The 17,862-nt window shown below is 68.4% G+C and carries 17 protein-coding genes; 13 read left to right on the forward strand and 4 right to left on the reverse strand.

Features of this window, described 5'->3' with window-relative positions; translation table 11 throughout:
• The first annotated feature begins 38 nt into the window (after positions 1-38).
• The 9 genes from CJ177_RS06450 to truB all read left to right on the forward strand — a co-directional run bounded on the left by CJ177_RS06450 (position 39) and on the right by truB (position 9,404).
• On the forward strand, positions 39-392 hold the full coding sequence (locus CJ177_RS06450; RefSeq protein WP_005240671.1) for a YlxR family protein: 354 nt from the start codon (positions 39-41) through the stop codon (positions 390-392).
• 105 nt (positions 393-497) lie between these two features.
• Positions 498-3,428: a translation initiation factor IF-2 gene (gene infB, locus CJ177_RS06455; RefSeq protein WP_080702687.1), complete on the forward strand. Its 2,931-nt coding sequence runs from the start codon at positions 498-500 to the stop codon at positions 3,426-3,428.
• 101 nt (positions 3,429-3,529) lie between these two features.
• Positions 3,530-3,820, forward strand: coding sequence for a DUF503 domain-containing protein (locus CJ177_RS06460; RefSeq protein WP_005240674.1), 291 nt, complete (start codon positions 3,530-3,532; stop codon positions 3,818-3,820).
• A gap of 114 nt (positions 3,821-3,934) precedes the next feature.
• Positions 3,935-4,423: a 30S ribosome-binding factor RbfA gene (gene rbfA / locus CJ177_RS06465; RefSeq protein WP_005240675.1), complete on the forward strand. Its 489-nt coding sequence runs from the start codon at positions 3,935-3,937 to the stop codon at positions 4,421-4,423.
• Positions 4,424-4,434: 11 nt separating this feature from the next.
• Positions 4,435-5,436 (forward strand): bifunctional oligoribonuclease/PAP phosphatase NrnA, encoded by a 1,002-nt coding sequence (locus CJ177_RS06470; protein ID WP_025432370.1) that lies wholly within the window; start codon positions 4,435-4,437, stop codon positions 5,434-5,436.
• A 12-nt stretch (positions 5,437-5,448) separates the two neighbouring features.
• A complete protein-coding gene (locus CJ177_RS06475) occupies positions 5,449-6,837 on the forward strand; it encodes an MATE family efflux transporter (RefSeq protein WP_095867423.1) in 1,389 nt (462 codons plus the stop codon).
• A 1-nt stretch (position 6,838) separates the two neighbouring features.
• Positions 6,839-7,768 carry a metallophosphoesterase gene (locus CJ177_RS06480; protein ID WP_025432371.1) on the forward strand — a complete coding sequence of 310 codons (930 nt, stop codon included), beginning with the start codon at positions 6,839-6,841 and terminating at the stop codon, positions 7,766-7,768.
• Positions 7,765-8,448 carry a 4'-phosphopantetheinyl transferase Npt gene (npt, locus tag CJ177_RS06485; protein ID WP_025432372.1) on the forward strand — a complete coding sequence of 228 codons (684 nt, stop codon included), beginning with the start codon at positions 7,765-7,767 and terminating at the stop codon, positions 8,446-8,448. The genes CJ177_RS06480 and npt overlap by 4 nt, the downstream gene beginning before the upstream one ends.
• A gap of 38 nt (positions 8,449-8,486) precedes the next feature.
• Positions 8,487-9,404, forward strand: coding sequence for a tRNA pseudouridine(55) synthase TruB (gene truB, locus CJ177_RS06490; protein WP_061700989.1), 918 nt, complete (start codon positions 8,487-8,489; stop codon positions 9,402-9,404).
• Between the two features lie 4 nt (positions 9,405-9,408).
• Here the strand turns inward: truB and CJ177_RS06495 are convergent, their stop codons facing one another.
• Positions 9,409-10,122 carry a metal-dependent transcriptional regulator gene (locus CJ177_RS06495; RefSeq protein ID WP_005261420.1) on the reverse strand — a complete coding sequence of 238 codons (714 nt, stop codon included), beginning with the start codon at positions 10,120-10,122 and terminating at the stop codon, positions 9,409-9,411.
• Between the two features lie 176 nt (positions 10,123-10,298).
• On the opposite strand from CJ177_RS06495, the gene CJ177_RS06500 reads away from it, so the two are divergent.
• From CJ177_RS06500 to CJ177_RS06510, 3 genes are all read left to right on the forward strand, one after another.
• The gene (locus tag CJ177_RS06500; protein ID WP_025432373.1) at positions 10,299-11,273 is read left to right on the forward strand and encodes a bifunctional riboflavin kinase/FAD synthetase; all 975 of its coding nucleotides are present in this window, start codon (positions 10,299-10,301) and stop codon (positions 11,271-11,273) included.
• Between the two features lie 110 nt (positions 11,274-11,383).
• Positions 11,384-11,653 (forward strand): 30S ribosomal protein S15, encoded by a 270-nt coding sequence (rpsO, locus tag CJ177_RS06505; RefSeq protein WP_005240682.1) that lies wholly within the window; start codon positions 11,384-11,386, stop codon positions 11,651-11,653.
• A gap of 312 nt (positions 11,654-11,965) precedes the next feature.
• Positions 11,966-14,239, forward strand: a complete 2,274-nt coding sequence (locus tag CJ177_RS06510; RefSeq protein ID WP_095867424.1) for a polyribonucleotide nucleotidyltransferase — start codon at positions 11,966-11,968, stop codon at positions 14,237-14,239.
• Between the two features lie 85 nt (positions 14,240-14,324).
• Here CJ177_RS06510 and CJ177_RS06515 read toward each other — a convergent pair whose 3' ends face one another.
• The 3 genes from CJ177_RS06515 to CJ177_RS06525 are packed head-to-tail and all read right to left on the reverse strand — an operon-like array spanning position 14,325 to position 16,451.
• Positions 14,325-14,768 carry a protein-tyrosine phosphatase family protein gene (locus tag CJ177_RS06515; protein ID WP_005240684.1) on the reverse strand — a complete coding sequence of 148 codons (444 nt, stop codon included), beginning with the start codon at positions 14,766-14,768 and terminating at the stop codon, positions 14,325-14,327.
• Positions 14,769-14,778: 10 nt separating this feature from the next.
• Positions 14,779-15,540, reverse strand: a complete 762-nt coding sequence (locus tag CJ177_RS06520; protein WP_095867425.1) for a 2-phosphosulfolactate phosphatase — start codon at positions 15,538-15,540, stop codon at positions 14,779-14,781.
• Complete coding sequence (locus tag CJ177_RS06525; protein ID WP_005240686.1) at positions 15,537-16,451, reverse strand: LysR family transcriptional regulator; 915 nt, start codon at positions 16,449-16,451, stop codon at positions 15,537-15,539. Before CJ177_RS06525 ends, CJ177_RS06520 begins: the two co-directional genes overlap by 4 nt.
• An 11-nt stretch (positions 16,452-16,462) precedes the next feature.
• On the opposite strand from CJ177_RS06525, the gene CJ177_RS06530 reads away from it, so the two are divergent.
• Positions 16,463-17,764 (forward strand): MFS transporter, encoded by a 1,302-nt coding sequence (locus CJ177_RS06530; protein WP_095867426.1) that lies wholly within the window; start codon positions 16,463-16,465, stop codon positions 17,762-17,764.
• The last annotated feature ends 98 nt before the right edge of the window (positions 17,765-17,862 follow it).

The raw sequence follows: 17,862 nt of genomic DNA on the forward strand, positions 1-17,862 counted from the left end.
AATGCGGAGATCGGGGCGAGTCGGCGGTAGAGTGGTCAATGGTTCAGCATGAGCATCCCGATTCCGCGCGCGTTCCTACCGGTTCACCGGTGCGAACATGCATAGGATGTAGGGAGCGCGCGCTGGCTGTCGATCTGCTCAGGGTTGTGGTTAGTGAGAGCGGGCCGCAAGGTCATGTTCTCGCCCCGGACCCGAGGCGCAGGCTTCCCGGTCGAGGTGCGTGGCTGCACCCCGCCGAGGCTTGCCTGAGTCTCGCGGAACGACGCCGAGCATTCGGCAGAGCGTTGCGAGTGTCCGGAAGTGTCGACGCGTCAGAAGTCGACCACTGGGTACGAGCAGGGCACCCACCCAGAGCAGTACCTCTCGAACAGAACAGGCACAAGCACTCATGAGCACACCGTGAAGCACCAGCGATGATCGTCCATCGGAGATAACCCGAGGTCGTGCGGGCCCCTCTCAGGGGAGCCTCCTGCTCGACCTCATCAGTGAGGAGAGCAGTGGCAGGCAAGGCCCGCGTGCACGAGTTGGCTAAAGAACTCGGTGTCACAAGTAAAGAACTACTCGCAACGCTCAAGGAGCAGGGCGAGTTCGTGAAGTCGGCGTCCTCCACGGTGGAGGCGCCCGTCGCCAGGCGTCTGCGGGAATCCTTCCCGTCGGCGAAATCCGCCGATTCCGCAGCCCGTCCGGCTGCCAAGCCCGGCGCGCCCGCGCCGAGCACCCCGGCGACCGCAGCGAAGCCGGGCGGTCCCCGTCCCGGCCCGAAGCCGGCAGCCCCGGCTCCGGCTCCGGCCGCACCCGTAGCGGCAGCCCCTGCGGCCACCCCCGAGGCGCAGGCCCCGGCTCCGGCCGCACCCGCAGCAAGCGCAGCCACCCCGGCTGCACCGGCGACCAATGCTCCCAAGCCCGGTCGCCCCACCCCGGCTGCCCCGGCTCCGGCCGCACCCGCAGCCCCGGCCGCCCCGGCTGCCAGTGCCCCCGCGGCTCCGTCCACGGGCGCCAAGCCCGGCGGACCCCGTCCCGGCCCGAAGCCCCCGCGTGTCGGTAACAACCCGTACTCCTCGGCTCCCGCCGAGCGTCCGGCGCCCCGCCCCGCTCCCGGCGCACCGCGTCCGGGTGCACCCCGTCCGGCTCCCGGTCAGGGTGGACCTCGTCCGGCACCGGGTCAGGGTGGACCTCGTCCGGCTCCCGGTCAGGGTGGACCTCGTCCGGCACCGGGTCAGGGCGGTCCCCGTCCGGCTCCCGGTCAGGGCGGACCCCGTCCCAGCCCCGGATCGATGCCTCCTCGCCCGAACCCGGGCGCGATGCCCGCTCGTTCGGCACGTCCCGCTCCCGGCGGTCGTCCGGGCCGTCCCGGCGGAGCCCCCGGCGGTCGTCCCGGTGGCGGCGGCGGTGGTGGATACCGCGGTGGCGGAGCCCCCGGTGCCGGCGCAGGTGCGCCCGGTGGCGGAGCACCCGCAGGTGGTTTCCGCGGTCGCCCCGGTGGCGGTGGACGCCCCGGTCAGCGCGGTGCGGCAGCAGGTGCCTTCGGTCGTCCCGGTGGTGCCCCGCGTCGTGGTCGCAAGTCGAAGCGTCAGAAGCGCCAGGAATACGATTCGATGCAGGCGCCCGCCGTCGGCGGCGTGCGGTTGCCCCGTGGCAACGGCGAGACCATTCGCCTCGCCCGCGGTGCATCACTGTCGGACTTCGCGGAGAAGATCGACGCGAACCCCGCAGCGTTGGTGCAGGCACTGTTCAACCTCGGCGAGATGGTGACGGCGACCCAGTCGGTCAACGACGAGACGCTGGAACTGCTCGGCGGCGAGATGAACTACGTCGTCCAGGTCGTCAGCCCGGAGGACGAGGACCGCGAGCTGCTCGACAGCTTCGACCTCACCTACGGCGAAGACGAAGGTGGCGAAGAGGACCTCGAGTCCCGTCCGCCGGTGGTCACCGTCATGGGCCACGTCGACCACGGTAAGACCCGACTGCTCGACACGATCCGTAAGGCCAACGTCCGCGAGGGCGAGGCCGGCGGCATCACGCAGCACATCGGTGCCTACCAGGTGCTGACCGAGCTCGACGGCAACGAGCGTCTCGTGACGTTCATCGACACCCCCGGTCACGAGGCCTTCACGGCCATGCGTGCCCGTGGTGCCAAGGCCACCGACCTCGCGATCCTGGTCGTCGCCGCCGACGACGGCGTCATGCCGCAGACGGTGGAAGCGATCAACCACGCCCAGGCGGCCGACGTGCCGATCGTGGTCGCGGTGAACAAGATCGACAAGGAAGGCGCGAACCCGGACAAGATCCGGCAGCAGCTCACCGAGTACGGACTGGTCGCCGAGGAATACGGCGGAGACACCATGTTCGTCGACATCTCGGCGAAGCAGGGCACCAACATCGACGCACTGCTCGAAGCCGTGCTGTTGACGGCGGACGCTGCCCTGGACCTGCGGGCCAACCCGGACATGGACGCTCAGGGTGTCGCCATCGAGGCGCACCTCGACCGTGGACGCGGCCCCGTCGCGACCGTGCTCATCCAGCGCGGAACGCTGCGGGTCGGCGACTCGATCGTGGCCGGCGACGCATACGGACGTGTGCGCCGCATGGTCGACGAGCACGGCGACGACGTGCTCGAGGCCCTGCCGTCGCGTCCCGTCCAGGTGGTCGGCTTCACGTCGGTCCCCGGTGCAGGCGACAACCTGCTCGTGGTCGACGAGGACCGTATCGCCCGTCAGATCGCCGACCGGCGCAATGCGCGTAAGCGCAACGCTCTGGCCGCGAAGAGCCGCAAGCGCATCAGCCTCGAGGACCTGGATTCGGCTCTCAAGGAGACGTCGCAGCTCAACCTCATCCTCAAGGGCGACAACTCGGGAACCGTGGAGGCCTTGGAAGAGGCCCTGCACGGCATCGAGATCGACGACGAGGTGCAGTTGCGGGTCATCGACCGTGGTGTCGGTGGCGTCACCGAGACCAACGTCAACCTGGCCGCTGCGTCGAACGCGATCATCATCGGGTTCAACGTCCGCGCCGAGGGCAAGGCGACCGAGTTGGCGAACCGCGAGGGCGTCGACATCCGGTACTACTCGGTGATCTACCAGGCCATCGACGAGGTCGAGAAGGCTCTCAAGGGCATGCTCAAGCCGATCTACGAAGAGGTCGAGCTGGGCAAGGCGGAGATCCGCGCGATGTTCCGTTCGTCCAAGGTCGGCAACATTGCCGGTTGCCTCGTCACCTCGGGTACCATCCGTCGCAATGCGAAGGCCCGGCTGCTGCGTGACAACACGGTTGTCGCCGAGACCGTCACCATCTCCTCGCTGAAGCGGGAGAAGGAGGACGCTGTCGAGGTACGCGAGGGTTACGAGTGCGGTTTGACGCTCACCTACTCCGACATCAAGGTCGGTGACGTCATCGAGGCCTACGAGCTTCGGGAAAAGCCGCGCGACTAGTCGCCATCCGTTTGGGGTGACGCAGCAGCGTCATCCGGCGTGCGCTTCTCCGGCCGACTCGATCGGCCGGGGGAGCGCACGTCTCCCCGAAGGAGGAAAGTTTGTACGTCGGTGCGCTCGAGCTCGACATCTTGCTCGGTGACGTGCGATCTCTGAAAGAGAAGCGTGCAATGGTCAAACCGGTTCTGGCGGAACTGCGACGCTACGGCGTCTCGGCGGCGGAGACCGGAGAACAGGATCGGTATCGCCGGTCGATGCTCGGCGTCACGATGGCGAGTTCGGCGGTCGATCACGTACACGAGGTACTCGACACGTGCGAACGGCACGTCGCCGAGCTGCCGGAACTGCAACTCCTTGCGGTCCGGCGAAGGATTTTCGGCCCCGAAGACTGACTCGGAGTGCCCTGCCCGCCCCGCCGCATCTGCGGCCCGGCGTGCAGAATGAACTACAGCTACACACGCAACTTCACAACTTATCCAGCGGCCAGGGAGAGGAGTCTGATTGTCATGGTGGATCCCGCCCGGGCACGCAAACTCGCCAAGCGCATCGGCACGATCGTCGCGACAGCGATCGACCACGAAATCAAGGACCCTCGCCTGGCGTTCGTCACGATCACCGATACCAAGGTGACGGCCGACCTCCACGACGCCACCGTGTACTACACCGTGATGGGCGCCGACCTCGAGTCCGAACCGGACCTTGCCTCCGCAGCCGCAGGGCTCGAGAAGGCGAAGGGCGTTCTGCGCTCGAAGGTGGGTGCAGGCACCGGAGTCCGGTTTACTCCGACGCTCACGTTCGTCGCGGACACGGTCCCCGACACGGCACGGCACATGGAGGAACTCCTCGCCCGCGCTCGCGCCGCCGACGACGAGGTCGCGCGTGTCGCGGCCGGTGCGTCCCCGGCCGGCGACCCCGACCCGTACAAGGAGCCCCGAGCCGAGGACGCGGACGACGCCGAAGTCGACGAGCCCTCCGGTTCCCGCCAGGCGGACTGACACGAACCGATATGACCCACACTCAGGAGACGTCCCTGTCTGATCTCGATCGTCACGAGGTGTTCCTGCCGCAGGCGGTCGCTGTTCTCGAGAACGCGACGTCGGTGACGGTTCTGTGTCACGTCCAACCCGATGCCGACACGATCGGCAGTGGACTCGCCCTGGCGTTGGTGCTCGAGCGCAAGGGAATTCCGGTGCAGGTCGCGTTCGCCGCGCCCGACGAACTGCCGGAGTCGATGCGTGAACTGCCGGGCACCCACCTGCTGGTGCCTGCGGATCAGGTGCGCCGCAACGTCGATCTGCTCGTGACCGTCGACTGCGGCAGCGCCGGGCGGCTCGGGAAGCTCGCCGACCGGCTCGCGCACGCGGGGGAGACCCTCGTCATCGACCACCACCGGTCCAACACCCGCTTCGGTCGCATGAACCTGATCGACGAGTCCGCGGAGTCGACGACCGCGGTCGTGGCGCAGATGTTCGACCTGTGGGGTGTGGATATCGACGCCGACCTCGCACACTGCCTGTACGCGGGACTCGTGACCGACACCGGTTCGTTCCGGTGGGTGCAGCCCGGCACCCACACGCTCGCCGAGAGGTTGCTCGCCACCGGGATCGACGGTGCCCGCATCGCGCGGCGCCTGCTCGACACCCACCCGTTCGGCTGGTTGCCCATGCTGTCCTCGGTGCTCGGGTCGGCGACCCTCGTCCCCGACGCAGCGGGAGGGCGTGGACTGGTCTACGCCGTCATCCGGCAGGCCTACGTCGGAGACCTCCGCTCGGAGGAGATCGAAAGCGTCATCGACATCGTCCGGACGACGTCCGAGGCCGAGGTCGCCGCAGTCCTCAAGGAGGCCGTGGACGGCACCTGGTCGGTATCGCTGCGGTCGAAGTCCGACGTGGACGTGTCCGTCGTCGCCGGGTATCTCGGCGGAGGCGGTCATCGGTTCGCCGCCGGCTACACGGCCGAGAACTCTGCGGACGAGATCGTGACCTCGCTCGTCGAATCGCTCGGCTGAGGTCCGAATTCGTTGGCTGAAGTCTCGGAAGACACGGGCGACGCGACCGCCCGGACGGTGTTCGGGCTGGCGCTGCCCGCGCTCGGTGTCCTCGCTGCCGAACCGATCTATCTGCTCTTCGACATCGCGGTTGTCGGTCGGCTGGGCGCTTTGGCGCTCGCGGGCCTCGCCGTCGGCGGTCTCATCCTCGCCCAGGTCAGCACGCAGCTGACGTTCCTGTCCTACGGCACGACGGCGCGCGCGTCCCGCATGCACGGGGCCGGCGACGAGCGCGGCGCAGTCCGGGAGGGCGTGCAGGCCACGTGGCTGGCACTGGGCATCGGCGCGCTCGTGATCGCGCTGGCCCACCTGTTCGCGCGGCCGGTCACGTCGGCGATCGCCGGCGGCTCCGACATCGCGGCGGCCGCCGCGAGCTGGCTGCGGATCGCGGTGTTCGGGGCCCCGCTGATCCTCGTCGCGATGGCGGGCAACGGGTGGATGCGCGGTGTGCAGAACACGGTGCGACCGCTGCGTTTCGTGATCGCCGGTCTCGTCGTGTCGGCCGTGGCCTGCCCGGTTCTGGTGCACGGATTGTGGGGTGCGCCGCGGCTGGAACTCGAGGGATCGGCGGTCGCGAACGTGATCGGGCAGGCGGTGTCCGCGAGCCTGTTCATCGGAGCGCTGGTGGTCGAGCGGGTGCCGTTGCGTCCGCGGTGGCACGTCATGCGCGCTCAGATGGTGCTCGGCCGGGACCTGATCCTGCGGAGCCTGGCCTTCCAGGCGTGCTTCCTCTCGGCCGCCGCCGTGGCGTCCCGGTTCGGCGCCGCCGCGGTCGCCGCCCACCAGGTGGTGCTGCAGCTGTGGAACCTCGTCGCCCTCACCCTCGACTCCCTGGCGATCGCCGCACAGGCGCTGGTCGGTGCCGCGCTGGGCGCCGGACATGCCAAGGGCGCCACGCGGCTGTCGTGGCGCATCACCCGATGGTCCACGATCTTCGCCACAGGGCTCGCCCTGATCTTCGCCCTCGGCCACGGGGTGATCCCCGAACTGTTCACCTCCGATCAGGCCGTGCTCGACGAGATGGCGGTGGCCTGGTGGTTCTTCGTCGCGATCATGCCGGTCGCCGGAGTGGTGTTCGCCCTCGACGGAGTACTGCTCGGGGCCGGCGACGTCGCCTTCCTCCGGAATGCCACGCTGTCCTGCGCGTTGGTCGGATTTCTCCCACTGATCTGGCTGTCGATGCTGCGCGACTGGGGCCTGGCGGGAATCTGGACGGGACTCACGGTGTTCATAATTCTTCGGATGCTCGCGGTCGTGTGGCGCGTCGGAACGGGCCGCTGGGCAGTGGTCGGGGCCGACCTGCAGACACGGCACGGATCGGACAGCGATCCCGCGGCGGAACACGATCGGAAAGGTGGTTGACGTGGCACCCAAACTGATGGCGGTGAGCGACGTCCACGTGGGGCACCGGGGAAACCGCCCGATCACCGAGGACATCTATCCCGACTCGCCCGAAGACTGGCTGATCGTCGCGGGCGACGTCTCGGAGAAGACCGACGACATCCGGTGGGCGCTGAAACTCCTGCGCAGTCGTTTCGCCGAGGTCATCTGGGTTCCCGGCAACCACGAACTGTGGACGACGGCGAAGGATCCGGTGCAGATCCACGGCGCCGCCCGCTACGACTACCTGGTCACCATGTGCCGCGAGATCGGCGTCATCACCCCCGAGGACCCGTTCCCGGTATGGGAGGCGGAGGACGGCCCGATCACGCTGGTCCCGATGTTCCTGCTGTACGACTACACGTTCCTCCCCGACGGCGCCACCACCAAGGAGGAAGGTCTCGCGATCGCGCGCGAGAAGAACGTGGTGGCCACGGACGAGTTCCTGCTGTCGAGTGAACCGTACGGAACCCGGGATGCCTGGTGTCGCAACCGCGTCGAGACGACGAAGGCCCGGTTGGACGCCCTGCCCGCCGGAACCCGCACCGTCCTGATCAACCACTTCCCGTTGGTGCGCCAACCGACGCAGGTGCTGTGGTACCCGGAGTTCTCCTTGTGGTGCGGCACCGAACTGACCGCGGACTGGCACACCCGGTACAACGCCGTCTGCGCCGTGTACGGGCATCTGCACATTCCGCGGACCACCTACTACGACGGGGTGCGGTTCGAAGAGGTGTCGCTGGGCTACCCGCGGGAGTGGCAGCGGCGAGGACTCCCGGACCGCCTCCTGCGGCAGATCCTCCCGGTGCCGGAGTACCCGCCGGGAACCCTGAACAAGTGGGGAGGCCACTTCAAGGTCACTCCCGAACAGGAAGCCGAAGTGGAGAAGATGCGGGCGAGGGGGGCCCTGTGATCGAGAGAATTCTGCCTGCCGGAGTGGTGTCGTCGGAACTGTTCGAGGATCCGCCCGGCCTGCGGCCGCACCCGCAGGAGGAGGCGCTGATCGGCAGGGCCGTGGAGAAGCGGCGCCGCGAATTCACCACCGCACGGCACTGCGCCCGCCTGGCGATGACGAAGCTGGGCGTGGACCAGGCCCCTGTTCTGCGGGGCGACAAGGGTTCCCCCGTGTGGCCGCGCGGCGTGGTCGGGAGCCTCACCCACTGCGACGGTTACCGCGGCGCGGTGCTCGGCTACGCCATGCAGGTGCGGTCCGTGGGGATCGACGCCGAACCGCACGAGGCGCTGCCCGACGGCGTGCTGGACGCGGTGAGCCTGCCCGCCGAACGCGACTGGCTGTCGGGCACGGCGGACTCCGGGCAGTGGCGCTCCGCCACCGGCGGTCCGGTGCACCGGGACAGGCTGCTGTTCTGTGCCAAGGAGGCCACCTATAAGGCGTGGTTCCCGCTCACGGCCCGGTGGCTCGGGTTCGAGGACGCGCACATCACGTTCGAGGCGTCCGGAGACGGCACGGGCACGTTCCACTCGGATCTCCTGATCTCCGGCGAGACCGTCGACGGTCCACCGCTGGCGTCGTTCGACGGACGGTGGATGGTGTCCGACGGCCTGATCATCACCGCCATTGCGGTGCACTGATTTCGGTGCGGTGAGGACGGCTGGCAGAATCGGGCCTCGTGTCTGCACGTGAAAAACCCTCTTCCGGTCTCGTCGGCGCCGGACTGCTCATCGTCGACAAGGACGCGGGCGTCACCAGCCACGACGTGGTGGCCCGGTGCCGCAAGCTGCTCGGCACCCGGAAGGTCGGGCACGCGGGCACTCTCGACCCGATGGCCACCGGGGTGCTGGTGCTCGGTGTGGAGCGGGCGACGAAGCTGCTGGGGCTCCTCGCGCTGACCACCAAGGCGTACACGGCCACGATCCGGCTGGGTCAGGCCACCACCACCGACGACGCCGAGGGTGAGGTCGTCGCGTCGGCCGATGCGTCCGGCGTGACGGACGAGGAGATCGCCGCGCAGGTGCGTACCCTCACCGGAGACATCCAGCAGATCCCGTCGAGCGTCAGCGCCATCAAGGTCGACGGCCGGCGCGCGCACGCCCTGATCCGTGCGGGCGAGGAGTTCGAACTCGCTGCCCGCTCGGTCACGGTGTCTCGGTTCGAGGTCGTCGCGAGGCGAACCGAGGGCACGTTCGTCGACCTCGACGTCGAGGTGGAGTGTTCCTCCGGCACCTATGTCCGGGCGCTCGCGCGTGATCTGGGGATCGCGCTGATCGGCGTCGGCGGGCATCTCACCTCGCTGCGACGGACCCGGGTGGGACCGTTCACGCTCGAGCACGCGCGCACGCTGGAGCAGCTGGCCGAGGAGCCGGGGGTCAGTCTCGACATCGACGCCGCCGCGCAGACCGCGTTCCCGCACCGGCAGATCGACGCGGACGAGGCCGAATCGATCAGTCAGGGGCGGTGGCTCGAGCCGATCGGAATCAAGGGCGTCTACGCCGCCATCGATCCGAGCGGGCACACGATCGCGCTGCTCCAGGAACGTGGACGGCGGGCCAGCTCGGTGATGGTGGTCCGCCCCGCGACCCTGAGGTAGCGGTTCACACCAGCCAGATGGCCTGGGCTGCGGGGTTTCCGAGCTCGATGGAGTCGTCGTGGGCGCCGAGCCGGATCGACACGGTGCCGGCGTAGTCGCGTCGCTCCAGCACGGTGACCGTGACGTCCAGTGCCACCCCGACCGAGTCGAAGTACCGCAGCATCGCCGGGTCGGAGTCCGAGATCCGGGCGATGCGGCCGCTCTCGCCGTTGACGAAGTCGCTGAGCTGTCGTGCCGGGGGAGTGGGCACCGAGCCGTCGACCGCGGGAATCGGATCGCCGTGCGGATCGCGTTCGGGATGGCCGAGCTTGGCGTCCATCCGGGAGATCATCAGATCCGAGACGGCGTGTTCGAGTACCTCCGCCTCGTCGTGCACCTCGTCCCAGCCGTACCCCAGTTCGTGCACCAGATACGTCTCGATGAGGCGGTGCCTGCGGACCATTCCGACGGCGGCGACGCGCCCCGCCTCGGTGAGGGCGATGGACCCGTACCGGGCGTGATCGACGAGACCCTGGTCGGACAGTTTCCGGATGGCCTCGGACACGGTGGACGCCGAGACCCCGATCTTCTCGGAGAGCAATTTCGTGGACACCCGCTCCTGCGACCACTCCTGAACGGTCCAGATGACCTTGAGGTAGTCCTGCGCCACTGCCGAGAGAGCCCCGGTCTCGGAGGTCGAATCCTCGGTCACGCTCTGGTCATTCTTGTTCACGGCCACGCCAACGAGCTTAGGCAAGTCTTACCGGCGAGACACATCGACACACCTGATCCGTCGCCGGGGGACGGCCCGGGCGACCGCGAACCGCGAGGTCGTGGCGCTTCCCCGGCGCGCGGGGCGGCCGGACACCCGGTCCGGAGATGAACATCGGCGCGCGGCACCGTAGGCTGCCACTCGTGCTGAGATGGCGTGGTCTCGACGAGGTTCCTGCCGACTGGGGTCGTTGTGTTCTCACGATCGGCGTATTCGATGGCGTGCACCGAGGTCACGCCCAACTGATCAGTCGAGCGGTGGCGGCTGCCCGCACGCGTGGAATACCCAGCGTGCTCATGACTTTCGATCCTCATCCGATGGAAGTGGTTCGTCCGGGCAGTCATCCCGCCCAGCTCACGACGCTCGCCCGCAGGGCTGAGCTCGCGGAGGAGCTGGGCATCGACGTGTTCTGCGTCATGCCGTTCACCGCCGAATTCATGAAGCTGACGCCGGAGCGGTACGCCCACGAGATCCTCGTGGAGCGTCTGCACGTGGCGGATGTCGTCGTCGGAGAGAACTTCACGTTCGGCAAGAAGGCTGCGGGCAACGTCGACCTGCTGCGTCAGATCGGCGACCGGTTCGGGTTCGCGGTCGACGGTGTGACGTTGCTCGCAGAGCACGCGGTCACGTTCTCGTCCACCTATATCCGTTCATGCGTGGACGCCGGCGACATGGCCGCCGCGACGGAGGCCCTCGGCCGCCCGCACCGCGTCGAGGGTGTCGTCGTCCACGGCGACGGTCGTGGACGGCAGCTCGGCTATCCGACCGCGAACGTCGCGCCGCCCATGTATGCCGCGATTCCCGCGGACGGCGTGTACGCCGCCTGGTTCACCGTGCTCGGACACGGAGTCGACCTGGGCACGGTCACCTCCGGCGAGCGGTACATGGCGGCCGTCTCGGTGGGCACCAATCCCACGTTCTCCGGGCGGACGCGCACCGTGGAGGCCTTCGTCCTGGACCGGGAAGCCGACCTGTACGGCCAGCACGTGGCCGTCGATCTGGTGGAGCGCCTCCGCGGGATGGAAAAATTCGATTCGGTCGACGACCTGATCGTCGCGATGGGCAAGGACGCCGAGCGTGCGCGCGCGATCCTGGCGGCGTCGGAGGACGTGCGGTAAAGCCGTCCAATTTCAGCTGGTAAAGTAGACCGCTGGCGTGCGCTGCGGTTCGCGGCGGCCGCGCCGAGTTTCGATCCTTGCACGCGAACGTCATCACCAGGAGTGAACCAGTGGCATTGACCACCGAAGAGAAGAAGCAGGTTCTGAGCGAGTACGGCCTGCACGAGACCGACACCGGTTCGCCGGAGGCGCAGGTGGCCATGCTCACCAAGCGCATCGTCGATCTCACCGAACACCTCAAGATGCACAAGCACGACCACCACTCCCGCCGCGGCCTCCTGCTGCTGGTCGGACGCCGTCGTCGTCTGCTCAAGTACGTCCAGAAGGTCGACATCGAGCGTTACCGCTCGCTGATCGAGCGTCTCGGCCTGCGTCGCTGAGTTTCGCACACAGCGGTCATTTCGATCGCAAATCACTCCGGTAGCCGGCGGGGCCTTGCTTAGACTGGGCCTCGCTGGCTATCGGCGTTAGCTGCCGAGGGCAGCACTACCGTATGCACCCGAGAATGTGGTGTCGGTCTTCGGTAGTGGTCTTCCGGACACGGTCCGGGGGACTTCGATCGACGGCCGCCTCCGCACAGCGACATCCCGAGAACTCGAGAGGGGGATGTCCCTCAGGTGCGCAGTTCTCGCCAGGAGGGTGAGAACGCCCCCGCGGGTACGGCGAAGACGAGAGGGAAGTGAAAAGAAGAGATGACAGAGAATTCCGCAGTAGAGGTCGATGAGGGCGTGTTCGAATCCACCGCCGTGATCGACAACGGGTCCTTCGGAACCCGCACCATTCGTTTCGAGACCGGTCGCCTCGCGCAGCAGGCCGCCGGCGCCGTCGTCGCCTACCTGGACGACGAGACGATGCTGCTGTCCGCGACGAGCGCCAGCAAGCACCCCAAGGAGCACTTCGACTTCTTCCCCCTGACGGTGGACGTCGAGGAGCGCATGTACGCGGCGGGCCGTATCCCCGGCTCGTTCTTCCGTCGTGAGGGCCGTCCCTCCACGGACGCGATCCTGACCTGCCGCCTGATCGACCGCCCGCTGCGCCCGTCGTTCGTCGACGGTCTGCGCAACGAGATCCAGGTCGTCGTCACGGTGATGAGCCTGAACCCGCAGGACCTGTACGACGTGGTCGCGATCAACGCGGCGTCCGCCTCCACCCAGATCGCGGGATTGCCGTTCTCCGGACCCGTCGGCGGTGTGCGCGTCGCGCTCATCACGTCGGACGAGAACAAGGCCGGCCAGTGGGTTGCATTCCCCACCGTCGAGCAGCTCGAGAACGCCGTCTTCGACATGGTCGTCGCGGGCCGCATCGTCTCCGGCAGCGGTGACGACGCCGACGTCGCGATCATGATGGTCGAGGCCGAGGCCACCGACAACGTGATCTCCCTGATCGACGGTGGCGCACAGGCTCCCACCGAGGCGATCGTGGCCGAGGGCCTCGAGGCCGCCAAGCCGTTCATCGCCCGCCTCTGCACCGCGCAGCAGCAGCTCGCGGCCAAGGCCTCCAAGCCGACCGGTGACTTCCCCGTCTTCCCGGCGTACCAGGACGACGTGTTCGCAGCCGTCGAGGCCGCCGCAGCGGAGAAGCTCGGCGCGGCACTGACCATCGCGGGCAAGCAGGAACGCGACGACAAGACCGACGAGGTCAAGGTCGAGGTCCTCGAGCAGGTCGCCCCGAACTTCGAGGGTCGCGAGAAGGAACTGGGCGCGGCGTTCCGCTCGCTGACGAAGAAGCTGGTCCGTCAGCGCATCCTGCGCGACCAGTTCCGCATCGACGGCCGTGGCATCACGGACATCCGTTCGCTGTCGGCTGAGGTCGCCATCGTTCCGCGTGCACACGGTTCCGCTCTGTTCGAGCGCGGCGAGACCCAGATCTTGGGTGTCACCACCCTCGACATGGTGAAGATGGCGCAGCAGGTCGATTCGCTCGGACCCGAGACGACCAAGCGGTACATGCATCACTACAACTTCCCGCCGTACTCCACCGGTGAGACGGGACGCGTCGGTTCGCCGAAGCGCCGCGAGATCGGTCACGGCGCGCTGGCGGAGCGGGCACTCATGCCCGTGCTGCCCAGCGTCGAGGAATTCCCGTACGCCATCCGCCAGGTCTCGGAGGCTCTCAGCTCCAACGGCTCCACCTCGATGGGCTCCGTGTGCGCGTCGACGCTCGCACTGCTCAACGCCGGTGTGCCGCTGAAGGCTCCGGTCGCGGGCATCGCCATGGGCCTGGTCTCCGACCAGGTCGACGGTGAGACCCGCTACGTCGCGCTCACCGACATCCTCGGTGCCGAGGACGCGTTCGGCGACATGGACTTCAAGGTCGCGGGCACGAAGGACTTCGTCACGGCCCTGCAGCTCGACACGAAGCTCGACGGCATCCCGTCCAAGGTCCTCGCCGGCGCGCTGTCGCAGGCCAAGGACGCGCGTGCGACGATCCTCGAGGTCATGGCCGAGGCCATCGACACCCCCGACGAGATGAGCCCGTTCGCCCCGCGCGTCACGGCCATCAAGGTCCCGGTCGACAAGATCGGTGAGGTCATCGGCCCCAAGGGCAAGATGATCAACTCCATCACCGAGCAGACCGGCGCCAACATCTCCATCGAAGATGACGGCACCGTGTTCGTCGGTGCGACGGACGGCCCGTCCGCGCAGGCCGCGATCGACATGATCAACGCCATCGCCAACCCGCAGCTTCCGAAGGTCGGCGAGCGCTTCCTGGGCACGGTCGTCAAGACCACCGCCTTCGGTGCGTTCGTGTCGCTCCTCCCCGGCCGCGACGGATTGGTGCACATCTCGAAGCTGGGCAGCGGTAAGCGCATTGCCAAGGTCGAGGACGTCGTGAGCGTCGGCTCGAAGTTGCGTGTCGAGATCGCCGACATCGACAACCGTGGCAAGATCTCGCTGATCCCCGTCGAAGAAGACGGCGCTGCGGCTCCGGCCGAGCAGAGCGAAGAGGCGGCTGCCGAGAAGTAGTCTTCTCCCGGCCATCACGCCGGCGGCCCCGCACGGATCTCGTGCGGGGCCGTCGGCGTGTTCGTGTCCGGTGCCGGTGCGCGCGTCAGGAGGTCGGTGCCGCGGTGAACCGTCCGACATACCGACGCTGCCACAGTGTCTCGACCGCGTGACGGTGGTAGTGCTGCCGGACGTACGCGACGGCGTCCCGCGCCGGGATCCCGTCGAGCACGGCAATGCAGGCGAGGGCTGTGCCCGTCCGGCCGTGACCGCCCCGGCACGCCACCTCCACCCGCTCCGTCGCGGCGCGGCGCCACACCTCACCGAGCGCATCGAGGGTGTCGTCGCGGTCCCGCGGCAACGCGAAATCGGGCCAGCGGACCCACCGTGAGTCCCACTGCACCGGCGGCGGCGTTCGCCCCAGCAGGTATACGGCGAAATCGGGGAGGGGACCCTCGGGGAGTGGTCGCCTCAGCCCCCGGCCGCGGACCAGGCGCCCGGACGGCAGGCGGAGGACTCCAGGCGCGTCGGCGTCCCAGGTATCGAACATGGCGCCCACTTTATTGCGAAGCCGTTCGGAAGACCCGATCGTCGAGGACCGGGACTGCGGTGCTCCGGTCCACCTCGGCGGCGATTGCGACGTCCTCCGGGTATCCCGAGGCACGCAACTCCCGTCCCGACGCACACGCCGCGAGGGACTGCGGGAGGGTCTCTGCTACGCCCTGCCAAGCGGTCATGGCCGCCAGGGCTTCCGGCGAAGAGTCTGCGCCCCACCCGGTCGCCGACAGGGCGGACAGCACGGCGCCCGCGCCCCACAGATCCTCGATCGCCGGCCGGAGTTCGCCGCCCGGCCATTTCTCCCCGGCGGCGATCACCGACACCACCGCCGTCGACGTGCAGTGCCGGGCGATCCAGTCTGCAACAGCGGTCGCATTCCGTAGGGACGCCCCGACGCACACGCCGGTTCCGGCGCCGAGTTCGAAGCTGATGGTCGATCCGTTCGGCGAGGGAAGCACCAACCTGCGCGGCGCCGCGGTCCGTCGAATCGTATTCGGCGACAAGCTGATCTGCCCGTTCGCTGCCCGGCTGCGTCCGACGGCGAGGACCGCGTCCGAATCACGGGCGTAGCGTTCCGCGGAATCGTCGTTCCACCGGTAGGGCAGGACGTCGATGCCGGCGTCGACCGCAACGGTGAGTGTGGTGGTGAACGACAGGACGTCCACTACGACCGCGACGTCGGCGTCGGCGCCGACGGCTTTCGCCCCCGGCAGGCCCCAGTCGAAACGGAGGCCGTAATCGTGTTGGAGATGTTCGCGGTTCACGGGGTCTCCCCGCTCTCCGTCGAGGTGAGCGTTATGAGGGCAGCGATGACCGTGGTGACCGCGACGCTCGGGGGACCGGGTAGGCGCGCGGCACCGATGTCGCGGAAGGCTCGGGGATCGTCGAGGCGAATCTGCGCGCACCCGGGTGGGGGAGTATCCGTGGCCGGCACGATGCCCACGCCCAAGCCGGATGCGACCAGGCCGTGCACGGTGTGCAGGTCCTCTCCTTCGAACGCGATCGTGGGTAGGGCACCGGCCCGGGCGAACAGGTCGTCGAGCGATCCCCGGAGCCCGTAGCCGGGCTTGAGAGTGACGATCGGCTCGGAGGCGAGGTCACGGATCGTCGTCGAGGTCGATGCGGCCCGCGGGTGCTCGGAGGGCACCAGGACGACGAGCGGCTGTTCGAACAGCGGCGTGACCGTCAGGCCCTCGGGCGGTGGGGTGAGACGGGAGGCGAGCGCGATGTCGGCCTCACGGTTGAGGAGGGTGTCCAGGCACGTGCGGCGCGCTCCCTGGCTGAGGACGAACCGGATCGTCGGATCCGTCGCGCGGACGGTGCGAATCAACTCGGGCACGAGGTGCTCGCCGAGCGACATCTGAAAGGCGACGCGGACGGTGGCCCGCGCCTGTCGGTCTTCGGACTGCACGGCGTCGAGGCCGTCCACCACCGCTTCGAGTGCGCGTTGCGCGTAGGGCACCAGTGTCCGCCCGGCATCGGTCAGGCGCACGCCGCGGCCGTCCGGTTCCAGGAGCGGGATGTCGAGTTGCCTTTCGAGTCGGCGGACTATCCGGCTGACCGTGGGCTGGGGCATCCCGAGCATCGCGGCAGCGACAGTGACGTGTTCGACTTCGCCGAGGGCGACGAGCACGGGAAGATGCGGCAACAGCGCCTTGACGGACTCGCTATTCATAACTCAACTGTATGAGTCGGTGGATTGATCTGCATTGGATTCATCAGTTCTTCGGATCTACCGTCGACTGCATGTCGGCCACCCACCTCACGGAGAAGGACACCCACGCAGCGGCTGCCCTGCAGAACACGCTGCCGACGGGAAATCCGGACCGCCGACTCTCGGCGGCCCTGTGGTGTGCCGGCGTGGCGACCTTTGCCCTGATGTACGCGCCTCAAGGCCTCCTCACGCAAATCGGGCACGACGCCTCTGTGAGCCCGGCTCAGGCTTCCCTTCTGGTCTCCGCGGCCACGCTCGGGCTGGCGTTGTCGGTTCTGCCGTGGGCCCGGTTCTCGGATCGAGTGGGGCGCCCCACCGCGATGCGGTACGCGGCGGCAACGGCGGGCCTGCTCGCCGTGGCCGTCCCCTGGCTCCCGACGTTCGACGCGCTGGTGGCGGGACGATTCGTCCAAGGCGTGGCGCTCGGTGGACTACCAGCGCTGGCGATGACACTGCTCCACGAGGTCGCGGCGCCGGCCCGGGCCGCAGCATTGGCCGGTTCCTACGTGGCAGCAACATCTTTGGGTGGTTTGAGTGGTCGCCTTCTGGTCGTCCCGGTCGCCGATCACCTCGGGTGGCGCCCGGCACTGGCGATCCTCGGCGTCGGTCTGGCGATCCTGATGACCATCCTGATCGTGCTGCTACCCACCGGGCGGGGCCGGAAAGCGCTCGTCCCGTCCGCAGGGATCCTTGCCATCCACCTGCGGGATACGCGCCTGCTGGGATTGTTCGGCATCGGCGCGCTACTCGTCGGTGGCATGGTGGCCGTCTTCAACTACCTCCCCTTCCGCCTCGAAGCCGCTCCGTACCACCTCGCGCCGACAGTGGTCTCGCTGATCTTTCTCGCCTATTTGGCGGGTACGGCGGGTTCTCGCGCCGCCGGCTGGTTGGTGGGCCGGCTCGGTCACCGAACCGTGCTCGTGCTGGCCTGCACGTTCATGGCAGGCGGGACGGTGCTCAGCGTCGCCGGACCGCTGGTCCTGATCCTCCTCGGCGTGGCCGCGATCACCGCCGGGCTCTTCGTCGGCCATGCCGTCGCATCCGGCATGGTCGGCGCCCACGCGAAAACGGGTCGCGCACAGGCAACGGCGCTGTACAACGTCTCCTACTACGCCGGATCCAGCCTGTTCGGCTGGGTCGGAGGAATCGCCTGGGCGAGCGGACAATGGCTCTACGTGGCCGTCCTGGTCCTCGCGCTGACGGCGCTGGCCCTCGTCCTCGCGCTCCTCCCGTCGACAACCGCCCGTCGCGTCGTCGCCGTCGAGTCCTGCTGAAGCGGGAGTTGGGATCTGTCCGGCAGGCCGGAGCCCGTGTCCGGGTGGGGGCCTGCTGTAATGGGGACAGGACAGAGGGGAGGGTCTGATGAGTGGAA

The organism is Rhodococcus sp. ACPA1, assembly GCF_002300195.1.
Classification (GTDB): domain Bacteria; phylum Actinomycetota; class Actinomycetes; order Mycobacteriales; family Mycobacteriaceae; genus Rhodococcus_F; species Rhodococcus_F opacus.

Bases quoted from the DNA above. Each gene is read 5' to 3' on its own strand.
- CJ177_RS06450 (WP_005240671.1), top strand. From the start codon at position 39: ATGGTTCAGCATGAGCATCCCGATTCCGCGCGCGTTCCTACCGGTTCA.
- rbfA (WP_005240675.1), top strand. From the start codon at position 3,935: ATGGTGGATCCCGCCCGGGCACGCAAACTCGCCAAGCGCATCGGCACG.
- CJ177_RS06470 (WP_025432370.1), top strand. From the start codon at position 4,435: ATGACCCACACTCAGGAGACGTCCCTGTCTGATCTCGATCGTCACGAG.
- CJ177_RS06510 (WP_095867424.1), top strand. From the start codon at position 11,966: ATGACAGAGAATTCCGCAGTAGAGGTCGATGAGGGCGTGTTCGAATCC.
- CJ177_RS06515 (WP_005240684.1), bottom strand. From the start codon at position 14,768: ATGTTCGATACCTGGGACGCCGACGCGCCTGGAGTCCTCCGCCTGCCG.
- CJ177_RS06525 (WP_005240686.1), bottom strand. From the start codon at position 16,451: ATGAATAGCGAGTCCGTCAAGGCGCTGTTGCCGCATCTTCCCGTGCTC.
- CJ177_RS06530 (WP_095867426.1), top strand. From the start codon at position 16,463: ATGAGTCGGTGGATTGATCTGCATTGGATTCATCAGTTCTTCGGATCT.